General features: G+C 67.9%; 10 protein-coding genes and 1 pseudogene. 6 read left to right on the top strand and 5 right to left on the bottom strand.

Annotated elements, in window-relative coordinates; genetic code table 11:
• Positions 1-54: 54 nt before the first annotated feature.
• Entirely contained in the window at positions 55-561 is a 507-nt protein-coding gene (locus ACZ5TV_RS11070; protein WP_379780579.1) for a hypothetical protein, read from the bottom strand.
• A 281-nt stretch (positions 562-842) separates the two neighbouring features.
• On the opposite strand from ACZ5TV_RS11070, the gene ACZ5TV_RS11065 reads away from it, so the two are divergent.
• The 3 genes from ACZ5TV_RS11065 (at position 843) to ACZ5TV_RS11055 (ending at position 3,976) form a co-directional block, all read left to right on the top strand.
• Positions 843-2,768 (top strand): beta-CASP ribonuclease aCPSF1, encoded by a 1,926-nt coding sequence (locus ACZ5TV_RS11065; RefSeq protein WP_379780581.1) that lies wholly within the window; start codon positions 843-845, stop codon positions 2,766-2,768.
• Positions 2,769-2,864: 96 nt separating this feature from the next.
• Positions 2,865-3,302: a methylglyoxal synthase gene (locus ACZ5TV_RS11060; RefSeq protein WP_379780583.1), complete on the top strand. Its 438-nt coding sequence runs from the start codon at positions 2,865-2,867 to the stop codon at positions 3,300-3,302.
• Between the two features lie 44 nt (positions 3,303-3,346).
• Positions 3,347-3,976: a DUF7332 family protein gene (locus tag ACZ5TV_RS11055; RefSeq protein WP_379780585.1), complete on the top strand. Its 630-nt coding sequence runs from the start codon at positions 3,347-3,349 to the stop codon at positions 3,974-3,976.
• 99 nt (positions 3,977-4,075) lie between these two features.
• On the opposite strand, the gene ACZ5TV_RS11050 is transcribed toward ACZ5TV_RS11055, so the two are convergent.
• The 3 genes from ACZ5TV_RS11050 to ACZ5TV_RS11040 form a co-directional block, all read right to left on the bottom strand.
• Positions 4,076-4,603 carry a DUF6517 family protein gene (locus ACZ5TV_RS11050; RefSeq protein ID WP_379780588.1) on the bottom strand — a complete coding sequence of 176 codons (528 nt, stop codon included), beginning with the start codon at positions 4,601-4,603 and terminating at the stop codon, positions 4,076-4,078.
• A 127-nt stretch (positions 4,604-4,730) separates the two neighbouring features.
• Entirely contained in the window at positions 4,731-5,057 is a 327-nt protein-coding gene (locus tag ACZ5TV_RS11045) for a transcription factor S (protein WP_379780590.1), read from the bottom strand.
• 50 nt (positions 5,058-5,107) lie between these two features.
• On the bottom strand, positions 5,108-5,929 hold the full coding sequence (locus tag ACZ5TV_RS11040; RefSeq protein WP_379780592.1) for an alanyl-tRNA editing protein: 822 nt from the start codon (positions 5,927-5,929) through the stop codon (positions 5,108-5,110).
• 203 nt (positions 5,930-6,132) lie between these two features.
• Between ACZ5TV_RS11040 and ACZ5TV_RS11035 the strand changes: the two genes are divergently transcribed.
• A complete protein-coding gene (locus tag ACZ5TV_RS11035; RefSeq protein WP_379780594.1) occupies positions 6,133-6,834 on the top strand; it encodes an HD domain-containing protein in 702 nt (233 codons plus the stop codon).
• 11 nt (positions 6,835-6,845) lie between these two features.
• On the opposite strand, the gene ACZ5TV_RS11030 is transcribed toward ACZ5TV_RS11035, so the two are convergent.
• Positions 6,846-7,544 carry a TetR/AcrR family transcriptional regulator gene (locus ACZ5TV_RS11030; RefSeq protein ID WP_464383836.1) on the bottom strand — a complete coding sequence of 233 codons (699 nt, stop codon included), beginning with the start codon at positions 7,542-7,544 and terminating at the stop codon, positions 6,846-6,848.
• Between the two features lie 133 nt (positions 7,545-7,677).
• On the opposite strand from ACZ5TV_RS11030, the gene ACZ5TV_RS11025 reads away from it, so the two are divergent.
• Both ACZ5TV_RS11025 and ACZ5TV_RS11020 read left to right on the top strand, forming a co-directional pair.
• A complete protein-coding gene (locus tag ACZ5TV_RS11025) occupies positions 7,678-9,387 on the top strand; it encodes a COG1361 S-layer family protein (RefSeq protein WP_464383835.1) in 1,710 nt (569 codons plus the stop codon).
• 78 nt (positions 9,388-9,465) lie between these two features.
• Positions 9,466-11,976 (top strand): annotated as a pseudogene (locus tag ACZ5TV_RS11020) (efflux RND transporter permease subunit); the annotation flags it as partial.
• Positions 11,977-12,496 lie beyond the last annotated feature (520 nt).

Below are 12,496 nucleotides of genomic sequence, written 5' to 3'. Positions count from 1 at the left end.
GCCGATCTCGATCGGCCAGAGATCTGTGTCGACCGAGCAGGTCGACATCGGCGATCAGCGGTCGACGTCGGTAACCGCGAACGGGCTCTCCCCTTCTCGCCACTCCCAGCCGGGGAGCCGCGTTTGGAACCCGGCAGCGAGTGCGGCGTCGAGGTCGTCGACCCCGGCGTTCCCCGCGCCCGACGCGGTCGCGTCCTCGTCGACGTGGACGTCGGCGAAGTGGAACGTCGCCTGCGCTAACAGCGAGAGCGGTCGACCACCGGCGATCGTGGCGGCGAGCTCCCGGCCCAGCACCTCGTCGACGACGAACCCAGGGTAGTCGCCCTCGACATCCAGCTCGCGGAGGATGGCGCTGTACCCGGCAACGTTGACGGCGACCTCGCCGTCGGCGAAGACGGTGTCGACCTCACGGCGGTACGTGTCGGCGTCGATCCGGTCGACGTCGGTATCGAACAGCTCGCCCAATCGGTCGCGGGTGTCGTTGAGGATCGGGACGACGACGGGGGCACGATCGCGGATCCAGTCGTACTCGTCTCGGACGCTCTCGGTCGTCACGCGCATGGGATCCGTGGGAACGCCGGCCGGTATCGGTGTTGCGGAACACTGTCGGGAGGGAGACGAGTGACGGCGTGACATCCCTCCGTTTGCGAAGGCTTTTATAACGAAGGGAATGTAGTTGCTCACAAGCGGGTTTTCGCTGGCTGTTCCCGCACGGTACGCTACGGACAGTGCTTCCACTATGTCTACCGCTACCACGGTCGAGCGATCGACGACGCCTCGTGTGTCGTCGACCGACGAAACGACCCGGCGGCGGTGGCGAACCCGACGGCCCGCAGTGAGCTATGAGCCAAGTCGATACGCAACTCGAGAATCTGAAGTCAACGATAGAACAGGAAGTTCCGGACGACGTGAGCGTCACGGACGTGAAATACGAGGGGCCGGAGCTGGTCGTGTACACTCGCGACCCGAAGCGGTTCGCCGGTGACGGCGAACTGATCCGGCGGCTCGCCTCCAAACTCCGAAAACGGATCACGGTCCGCCCCGACCCGAGCGCCCTCTCACCACCCGATCAGGCGGAGTCGACGGTCCGTGAGGTCATCCCCGAGGACGCCGGCGTCACGTCGCTGGACTTTCACGAGGATACCGGAGAAGTCGTGATCGAGGCCGAGAAACCTGGAATGGTGATCGGCCGGCGCGGCTCCACGCTCCGTGAGATCACGAAGGAGGTCGGGTGGACGCCCGAGGTCGTCCGGACGCCGCCGATCGAGTCCTCCACCGTCTCGAACGTGCGGAGCTTCTTGAAGAACGAGCGCGAGGAGCGTCGCGACGTCCTCGAACGGGTCGGGAGACAGATCCACCGCGAGGAGATGTCCGACGACGAGTGGGTCCGGATCACGACGCTCGGCTGCTGTCGCGAGGTCGGCCGGGCCGCGTTCATTCTCAACACGCCCGAGACACGCATCCTCATCGACTGTGGCGACAAACCCGGTGCCGAAGGAGAGGTTCCGTACCTCCAGGTGCCGGAGGCGCTGGGTGCCGGCGCACAGAACATCGACGCCGTCGTATTGACTCACGCCCACCTCGACCACTCCGCGCTGTTGCCGTTGCTGTTTAAATACGGCTACGATGGCCCGATCTACACGACCGAGCCGACTCGTGACCTGATGGGGCTGCTCACGTTGGACTACCTCGACGTGGCGGCGAAGGAGGGACGCACCCCGCCGTACGAGTCCGCACAGGTACGGGAGGCGATCAAACACACCATCCCGCTGGAGTACGGCGACGTCACCGACGTCGCGCCGGACGTGAAGCTCACCTTCCACAACGCGGGCCACATCCTCGGGAGTGCCGTCACCCACTTCCACATCGGCGACGGGCTGTACAACGTCGCCTTCTCGGGCGACATCCACTACGAGGACACCCGCCTGTTCAACGGCGCAGTCAACGACTTCCCCCGCGTCGAGACGCTCGTCTTGGAGTCGACGTACGGCGGTCGCGACGACTACCAGACTGACCAGGAGGACTCCGAGGAGGCGCTCAAACGCGTCATCAACGAGACGTACGAGCAGGGCGGAAAGGTGCTCATTCCGGCGTTCGCGGTCGGCCGGTCACAGGAGATCATGCTGGTCCTGGAGGAGGCGATGCGCGAGGGCGATATCCCGACGATGCCGGTCCACCTCGACGGGATGATCTGGGAGGCAACGGCGATCCACACGACGTACCCGGAGTACCTCCGGGACGACCTCCGAGATCGGATCTTCCACGACGACGAGAACCCGTTCCTCGCCGAGCAGTTCAACCACATCGACGCCGGCGAGGACGAACGTCAGGAGGTCGCCGACGGCGACCAGTGTATCGTCATCTCTACCTCCGGGATGATCGAGGGCGGACCGATCATGTCTTGGCTCCGTCACATCGGTCCGGACCCGGACTCGAACCTGGTGTTCGTCGGATACCAGGCACAGGGGACGCTCGGTCGCCGGATCCAGAACGGCTGGGACGAGATCCCGGTCGACGGCTGGGGCGGCGGCGGTCGCGGCGACACCCTCACCCTGGAGATGGGGACGGAGGTCGTCGACGGCTTCTCCGGCCACGCCGACAGGCAGGGCTTGGAGAACTTCGTGAAGACGATGAACCCACGTCCGGAGAAGGTGCTCTGTGTCCACGGCGACGAGCGCTCCGTACAGGACCTCTCATCGGCGCTGTACCACGATTACAACATGCGGACGTTCGCGCCGAAGAACCTGGAGACGTTCCGGTTCAAGTAGGCCGTTCTCCCGTACTGCGTGGCGGTTCGTTCTCGACGGAGTGGCGACCGTCGCATCGACGCGAGCGTTTAACAGCCGTCGGGGCGACATCGCGCCATGCGCATCGCGCTCATCGCTCACGACGAGCTGAAAGACGAGATGGTCGCGTTCGTGACCGCTCACGTCGACACCCTCGGCGACCACGAGCTGATAACCACCGGGACGACCGGGACACGAATCGCCAACGAGACCGGGCTGGACGTGAACCGACAGGCGTCAGGCCCGCTCGGCGGCGACCTCCAGATCGGCGCGATGGTGGCGGACGGCCGGATCGACGGGCTCGTGTTCCTCCGTGACCCGCTCACCGCACAGCCGCACGAGCCGGACATCTCCGCGCTTTTGCGAGTGTGTGACGTGAAGGACGTGCCGGTCGCGACGAACCTCGCCTCCGCCGAGCTCCTCGTCGGCGGACTGTTGGAGGGGGGCGTGGCGGTCGACCCCGATCTCGTCGACGACGAGTCGCCGCTCACCGGTCCCGAGTATCAGGAGGAATAGTCGGGAGGACGGCGTTTATATCGGAGAGGACGTAGCCACGACCGATGGCGAACCGAGGATCGGACACGGGCGGGGCGGCGACCGCACGCGGAGCGTCGATGGCACGCGGAGCGTCGGGTACCGGTCGTTCGCGGCGTGTCGAATCCGCCGCTCTCGTGGTCCGCGTTGTGTCCGTCGCGCTCGCGATGCTACTTTTGACGACGCCGGCCGCGGGGGTAGCCGGCGGAGAGATAGCCGGTGGGAACACGGAGATCGCTGGGGGAAACGCAGGGGACGTCGCCAGTGAGGTCCACGACGCCGACGACTCGGCCGATCGGGACGCCCCGTTGACGAGGTGTTTCGTCGGCGACGGCTACCCGCTCTCGATCGGGAACGGGTCGGCGACCATCGAGGCGGCAGTGCACCTCTCGGTCCTGACTGATCCGGCCGCGGGCGACGAGTTCGGCATCGAGCTCGCCGGGACGATGGATCACGAGCCGATCGTGACGCTCGCGGCGGGGGTCCGGTTCGACGCGCCGGGGCTGCTCGCGACGGGTGTGAACCCGTTCGCGGCGTTCGACCTGTTGTACACCTACGAACTCCGGCTCCCGATGTTCGACGGCGTCGTGGACGACTCGGCGTACCGCGAGGACCGCCCGCCAGTCGGGTCGGCCGCGGGGACCGTCCCGTGTTGAGGTAGCCGCGGGAGTCCGGCGGTCGTGGCGGTCCGGCAGTCGTGGCGGTCACGGAGGTCGCGGAGGTCGTCGCAGTCCGGTAGTCTGGCACTCTAGCGATCACTCTGGTCGGACGCCGCGAACGAGGCCGAGCAGCTCCCGACGGGCGGCGTCGGCGTCGACTCCGCCCTGACCGTCGATCCGATAGGCACCGCCGGCGAGCAGATACTCGTCGGCGACCCACACCGCGAGGAGCGCCTCGACGGGGACGGACCCACCGGCTTCGGCGGAACATCGCCCCCGGAACGTGACGAGCGTCGCTTCGCTGGCGGACGGGTCGTCGACGGCGAGCGTCCGTTCCTCCTGGAGTGTAACGTCCTCGATGTCGCGGTCGGCGAGGCGCTCGCGGAACCCCGCCTTCGCGCGGTTCTCGACCAGACGGGTGAGCGCCGGGTTCGGGTCCCCGCCCGGTCGGATCCGGAGTCGACTCGCGAAACAGAACGGCCGGGGGTCGTCGAGGTCGGTTCGCTCGTAGCGCACGGTCTCCGCCGTCACCGAGACGGGACCCGCGGCGAACGGCCGTTCCGTGGTTCGTTCGACGCGCCGCCACCCTTCGAACCGATCGGCGGAGACGACCGGTGGATCCATACGCGCCGTTTCGGGAGGGAGTGTATAAACGACCGGGGCGGTGGTAGGCTGTGGACGGGTGGAGGGAGAAAGAGGACGGTCTCCGAGAGACGACGGACGACTGTGGGTCGACCGCTGCCGGGACCCGTTAGTGGTCGTCCTCGCGCCACTTGTGTTCGCAGTCGGTACAGACGAAAAAGCGGGTCTCCGACTCGTCTGCCGAACGGATCTGTTGCATGTACCAGTACGCCTGGTCGTTGCCGCATTCGGGACAGTGTGCCGTGGTCGTCGGGAGCCCCTTGTCTTCGGCGTCGCTGACGTCGATGACCTCCGACTCCTCCTGTGACTCCGTGATCCACGCGTCCTCCGACGCCGACTCGTCGCGGCCGGTCTCGTAGCCACAGGAACCGCACACCCAGTGGTCCTCACCCTCGCCGGACTTCATCATCGATCCACACTCGTCGCAGAACTTCATGTCCGAACCAGCAACGGCCGATATATAAGCGACGGGATCCCGAGCGAGCCTCAGGCGTGTGCGGCCAGCGCGAACCGGACCCGTTCCTCGTCGCTCCCCTTCGTCTCGCGCCCGGTCACGACGAGCTCCCCGATCTCACCCGTCGACCGCACGTGCGTTCCCGCACAGGCGGTGCGGTCGTACGGCTCGTCGTCCCCGTACGGCTCGTCGTCCCCGTACGCATCACCGTCGCCGTGCGGTTCGTCGCCGCCGATCTCGACGATCCGTAGCTCGGTGATCGAGTCGGGCAAGAGGTCGATCCGGGTCCGGTCCGTATCGAGCGTCGCCTCCGCGGTCGTCCGGTCCATCGTGTACCGCTCGACCGGGTAGTCGGCCGCGACGAGCTCGTTGAGCCGCGTCTCGATCCGGTCGAGGTCGGCGTCGTCGAACCGGTCGTACGCCGCGTCGAGGTGGGCGTGATCGGCGTACAGCTGGTTGCCGGTCGTGGGGGCGTCGAACTCCCGGAGCAACAGCGCCGACAACAGGTGTTGGGCGGTGTGATACCGGGCGTGTGCGTCCCGGCGGTCGGGATCGATCTCGCCGACGACGCGGGTCCCCTCGGGAGGAGTCCATCCGGAGTCGTCCCCGTCGACCGCGCCGTCCTCGTCAGGCGTGAGCGTGTGGTAGATCGTATCGCTCTTTTCCACGTCGACGACACGCCAGCGGCGGTCGGGATCGTCGGCGACGTAGAGGATGCCCGTGTCGTGCGGCTGACCCCCGCCGGTCGGGTAGAAATGCGTCCGGTCGAGAACGACCCGGTCGTCGAGCGCGCGTTCGACGGTCGCTTTGAACCGGCGAACGGAGTCGTCCGCGAGATACAGCTGTTCGGTCATACGATCCGGGAGCTGCCGCGCGGACTTATATGATCCACGTCGACGACAGGGACGGAGGGCCGAGAGGGACGGAGACGGAGGGCCGAGAGGGACGGAGACGGAGGGCCGAGAGGGACGGAGACGGAGGGGCGAAAGGGCGTCGTAACGACTAAGAACGAAACGCCCGTCGGTTACGGTAATGAATCACGAGTTTTTCGCCCGAGGTGGTCCCCGTGGGCGTCGAAATTAAGGAGACGGAGGTGAGCGACGAGGATTTCGAGGAGATGAAGCGGTTCGTTCGGGACTACCTCGCGGCCAGCGTCGAGAGCGAGGAGGACGGCGGTCGGATGCGGTGGTACCCGTGGCACTCCGCGGAGTACCGGTTCAACCACATCCTCAACGTCGTCGACCTCGCCGAGGAGATCGCCGAGGCGGAGGGTGCCGACGTCGACGTCGTCCGCGTGGCCGCGCTGTTCCACGACGTCGCCAAACTGGAGGCGGACCAAGACGTCCACGCCGAGGCGGGCGCGCGGGTCGCCCGCGAGTACCTCCAGAGCCGGGGGAACTACCCCGAGTCGTTCATCGACGAGGTGTGTGGCTCGGTGGTCGACCACTCCTACACCGGCGACCTCGCCGACGTTCCCTTGGAGAGCCGGTGTCTTATCGAAGCGGACGTGCTCGACAAGGTCGGCGCGAACGGGGCCGTGTTGATGCTGTTGCGGATGGGGTACGAATCTCGGACACACATGGACGCGGCGAAGATGATCGACCGGGTGCTCGATCGCGGCCGCGACCACACCGACCGGATCGTCTCCGACACCGCCGAGAGCATCGCCCACCAGCGGATCAAACGCGTGCGGTGGCTGCGCGAGTGGCTCGAAGCCGAAGTGAGCGAGATGGACGCCGACGGCGTCACGGAACGGTAGGTCGTCGCCAGTCAGGCGTCCGGATCGACGGCCGGAAGGGTCGTCTCTAGGTACCGGTGTATCCCGCGCTGGACCGACGGGATCCAGTCGTGGTCGTTCGTGGTCGCCCAGCGGAGCATCGCGCCGGAGGCGAGCGCCTGGAGCGTCGCGGCGACCTCGGCCGGCGTAACCGCGTCGCCGGCGGGGGACCGCGCGGCCTGAACGTCCGCATCGATCGCGGCGTCGGCGTCCGGATCGGCCGCAGCGTCCGCGTCGATCGTGGCGGCCGCCTCCCGAACGCTTTGTTCTAAGAACGTCTGGAACACCCGGTCGCTCCGGTCGAAGTGCGCCCGGTAGGCGTCGTCGGTGGCCGCCTGTGCACGCAGCTCGACGACCGCGGTGAGGAACCGCCCGTCAGGGGCGTGCCCGGAGTCGGTCTCGGACGGGTCAGTCATCGCCGCGACGTACGTGTCGAGGCGCGCACGGGGTGGGAGGTCGAAGGCGTCAGCGGAGAGTGCCGACTCGAATCCGTCGAGCAGGAACTCCAGGAGGTCCACTAACAGCTCGTCTTTCCCGTCGTAATGGTGATAGACGAGCGAGGGGCTCTTATCGAACTCCTCGCCGATCCGCTGTATCGTGAGATCGGCGTAGCCGTGTTCACAGAGCGCACGGAACGCCGCGCCGAGGATCGCCTCGCGCGTGTCCGCCGGCTCCGTGAACGGGTCCTCCATACCCGGTGTACTCCGGCAGGGTATATATCGCTCTTGATTGAACGTTCATTCAACACGCTTATGCCGCCGCCGGGCGAGACGAACGTATGACTCGACTCGGTGTGGCCGGACGGTCGGCACTCTGGAGGCAGCGATGAGAGGGGACGACCCGGGGCGGACGGCGACGACCGCCGCGCTCGTAGCGGCGTGTCTCGTCGCGCTCGCCGCGGGCGTCGCGTTCGCCGGTGTCGCCGCGGAACCGACTGCCGACGGCACGGGAACGGGCGTTACGGCCGACCTCTCGGACGGCGCGCTCGCCGACGGGACGGTCGCACAGAGCGGGGGCCAGGTACGCGGCTCGCCAGTGCTCGATCTGTTCCTCTCACAGCCGACCGTGCCGACGGGCGGCCCCGCCACGGTGACCGTGGACGTGCTCAACACCGGAGAGATGGATTTCGGTAACGAGCTCGACCCGCGGGTGACGACCGCGCGGAGTCTCCGGCTGGAGGCGGAAGCCGACGACGACGCCCCGATATCGGTCGAATCCGGCGAGGTCGCGATCGGCGACGTCCCGACCGGCTCCCCGACTTCAGTCCCGATCGAACTCGCCGTCCCAGACGACACGCCGGCGGGCGAGTACGACATCGAGGTGACCGCGCGCTACCGCTACACCGCACAGATCCTCCCCGAGTTCACGAACCACAACGACCGGCGGGGTATCGACCGATTCGATCTCACGGTGGTCGTCGACGACGGTGCCCGGTTCGCGATCGTCGACGCCGAAACCGACGCGCAGGTCGGCGGCGACGGGGACGTTCGGGCGACGCTACAGAACGTCGGCGAGGAAACGGCCCGGGACGCTGTCGTCTCCGGAAGCGCGAGCGGGAGCGGCGTCGTCCTCGGCGACGGCACCGGAAGCGACGTGTTCGTCGGCGACTGGGCACCCGGAGAGAACCGGACGGTGACGTTCGACTCGACGGTCAGCCCGGAGTTCGTGGGCGACCGCTACGTGCTCCAGTCGACCGTCGAGTACCGCGACCGCGACGGCGTCGAGACCACCGCCGCACCCTCGCGGACGGGTGTCTCCCCGATCCCGGAGCAGTCGTTCAGCCTTGACGACGTCGAGGGGGCGCTCGAAGTGGGATACTCGGGGACGGTTTCGGGGACTCTCACCAACGACGGGCCGCTCGCGGCCGAGGACGCGGTGTTAGTCGCTGAGCCACAGAGCGCCCGCGTCACCCTCGGCGAGGACCGGTACGCGCTCCCCGACCTGGCGGACGGCGAGTCGGTCGACTTCTCGTTCGACGCCGACGTGAGCGGGCAGGCGGACCCCGGCCCGCGACAGGTTCGGTTCACCGTCGAGTACACCGCCGGCGACGCCACGATGACGGCGTCCGCGAGCGACCGCGTACAGGTCACCCCCCGGCAACCGGAGTTCGACGTGGCGTCCGACGGCACGTCGATCCCCGCGGGCGAGACGCGGCGGGTCACCTTCGAGATCACGAACCAGCGCCCGGAGACGTTGTCGTCGATCAACGCCGCGCTCTACGCCGACAGCCCGCTTACGGCGGTCGAAGACGAGGCGTTCGTCGACGAGCTCGAACCGGGGGAGTCGACCGAGATCTGGTTCGAGGTCACCGCGGCCGGTGGCGCGAACGAACGGACCTACCCCGTCGAGCTCGACTTCCGATACGACGACGAGCGCGGGAACGACCGGATCTCCGACGTGACCCAGTACCCGATCGACGTGACCGCGCCGCTAACGGACGACGACGGGCTGCCGACGCTCCTCATCGTCGTCGGCGTCTTGGCCCTCGTCGCCGTCGTCGGTGGGGCGCTCTGGTACCGCGGTCGCGAGTCGTAGTCGAATGACTGATCCGGCCCGCGACCCGGTCGTACGCGAGGGTCGCACGCGACATGTGCGGCGTCGCACGCGACCCGAATGCCGCACGTGGGGGCGGCCGTGACCGCCGCCGACCGGTTCGTCGAGCGCGTCGACGCCGAAGTGACGGAGCGGCCGGCGCTCGTCGTCGTCGCGTTCCTCCTCGTGAGCGTCGTCGCCGCCGGCGGGGTCGCCGCGGTTACCACGGCCGCGGGAGCCGACCAGTTCACCCAAGACATCCCGGCCCAGCAGGCGCTCGACGACATCGACGAGGAGTTCGAGTCGGCGATCGGCGGCGAGGTCACCTCCGCGCAGCTGCTCGTTTCCGACGACAACGTGCTCTCGCGGCCCGCGCTCGTCCGGATCCTGGAGACACAACATCGCCTGGAGACGCGGTCGACGCTCCGGGTCGGGTCGACGACGAGCCATGCCAACGCGGTCGCGACGCAGCTGGATCCGACGGCGGAGACCGCCGCCGAACAGCGCGACGCCGTCGCGGAGGCGACCCCACGCGAGCTGCGGACGGCCATCGAGGAGGCCGATGAGGCGGGAGCGGTAGGCGCACAGGTGTCCACCGACTACAACCCGACCGCCCAGCGGGCGGGCACCGCCATCGTCGGCGTCACCTACGACCTCCCGGGCGCGGCGACGAGCGAACGCGTCGAGACGCTCCAGACCCGTAGCGTCGGGATCGTGGACTCGGTTCCGGGGTCCACCGCCGGCGAGAACGTCATTCTCTTCGGCGACGGGATCCTCCAGAACGAGATCACCGCGCTGTTGACCGACACCGCGATCATCGTGTTCCCGGCGGCGCTGCTGTTCATCCTCCTGTTCCTGCTGTTCGCCTACCGCGACCCGATCGACATGACGCTCGGGCTCTCCGCGCTCGGGATGTCCGTGCTGTGGACGTTCGGGTTCATGGGGTACGCCGGGATCCCGTTCTCGGACGCGCTCATCACCGTCTTCCCGCTGTTGTTGGCGGTCGGGATCGACTTCGGGATCCACATCATCAACCGGTATCGCGAGGAGCGGCTCGCGGGCGGCGGGATCGGCGAGTCGATGCGGATCACGACCGACCAGCTCGTGATCGCGTTCCTCCTCGTGACGATCACGACCGTGTTCAGCCTGCTCGCCAACGTGGTGAGTCCGTTCGAGCCGAACCGTGACTTCGGGATCGTCGCGGCCGCGGGAATGGTGTTCACCCTGCTCGTGTTCGGGATCTATCTCCCCGCCGCGAAGGTGCTCGTCGACCGGGGGCGCTCGCGGCTCCCCATCCCCGAGTTCGGGACGACGCCGCTGGGTGAGGGCGGTTCCGTCCTCGGCCGAGCCCTCCACGTCGGCGTCGACCTGTCCAGGCTCGCGCCGATCGCGGTCGTCCTGCTCGTGTTGGTCGGCGGGGCGGCGGGGGCCGCCTACGGTACCGGCGTCGACACCGAGTTCTCCGAGGAGGCGTTCTTCCCCGACGAGGACCGCCTGGAAACGTACTCGCAGTTACCGGAGCCGTTCGCGCCGACGCAGTACACGTTCCTCCAGGTGTTGACGCTGTTCGAGGAGGAGTTCGAACAGGACTTCGTCGGCTCCGTCACGCTGTACGTCGACCAGTCGGTCCGCGACGACGACGCGCTCGAACTGATCGATCGCACCACTCGGAACCCGCCGGACACCTTCGAGTCGACGGACCGGCGCGCGGACGCGACGAGCATCGTGACGGTGATCGACGACCACGCCGCGGCCGACCCGGCGTTTCGGCGGACCGTCGAGCGGAACGACCGCCTCGGCAACGGGGTCCCGGACCGGAACGTCGACGAGGTGTACGACGAGCTCCTCGCGTCGCCGGCGGAGGGGCAGGCCAGGGGGTACCTCGCCGCCGACCGCGGTAGCGCCCGGATCGACTTCACGATCCGCCCGGGCGTGGACAACAGCCAGGCGGTCGCCGACGTGCGCACACTCGCCGAGCGGACGCCGCTCGACGCCGTGGCGACCGGCGAGCTCGTCGTCAACGAGTCGGTGATCGACATCCTCCTCGAATCGGCCGTCGACAGCCTGATCGTCGCATTCATTCTCACCGCCGTCTTCCTGACCCTCTCGTACCGGTATCTGGAGGGGAAGGCCGTCTACGGCCTGCTCAACCTCATCCCGGTGTTGGCGACGGTCGGGCTGCTCGTCGGGTCGATGCGCCTCCTCGACATCCCGCTCACGCCGATCAACGCGCCGATCCTCTCGGTGTCGATCGGGCTGGGCGTGGATTACACCGTCCACTTCGTCCACCGCTTCGTCGACGAGTACAAGGCCGGCCGGCCGATCCAGGAGGCGCTCGACGTCACCATCGGCGGCACGGGCGGCGCGCTCACCGGGAGCATGCTCACCACTGTCACCGGGCTCGGCGTGCTCTGGCTCGCCGTGATCCCGCTGATCCAGGACTTCGGCGCGCTGCTCGCGCTCGGCGTGTTCTACGCGTACCTCTGTTCGATCGTGTTGGTCCCCTCGCTGGTGGTCGTCTGGGACCGCTTCGGCTCACGGGTCGGGCTCGGGCTAGAGGCGAACATCCGTGAGGACGAGCCGAACGCCGGAACCGGGGCCGGGACCGCCGGTGCGATCGGCACCGGAACCGCGAGCGCGGGCGTCGTCGACGGCGTCCGAGACGAGTCGGTCGGCGGGGACGACTCCGAGGGCTTCGACGCGGCGAATGAGAGCGTCGATAGCGACGGCGACGATGAGAGCGTCGATAGCGACGGTGAGAGCGACGGCGACGGTGAAAACGACGGCGACGGTAAGAGCGACGGCGACGAACCGTTCGGATGGCTCGACACGGACGAGAACGGAACCGCCGAATCCCCCGAAACAGCGACTGACACGGTGTCCGACCCTGACCGTGCGGACGGCGAGTCGGGGGCCGACGGGCCGGATCCCTTCGAAGGGTTCGATCGACCCAACGAGTCCGAGCGGGGTGAGAGCGATCCCAACGATGGGGACGGAGGCGACTCGGACGAACCGGACGACTCGGACGAACCGGACGACTCGGACAAACCGGACGACTCGGACAAACCGGACGAAGAAAACGACTGACTGGGCGGTCCCGAAACCGCTCGAC

It is taken from the genome of Halorubrum tibetense, assembly GCF_055396225.1.
The sequence above is the reverse complement of the archived record's forward strand: the minus strand, read 5'-3'. Positions and strand labels throughout refer to the sequence as shown.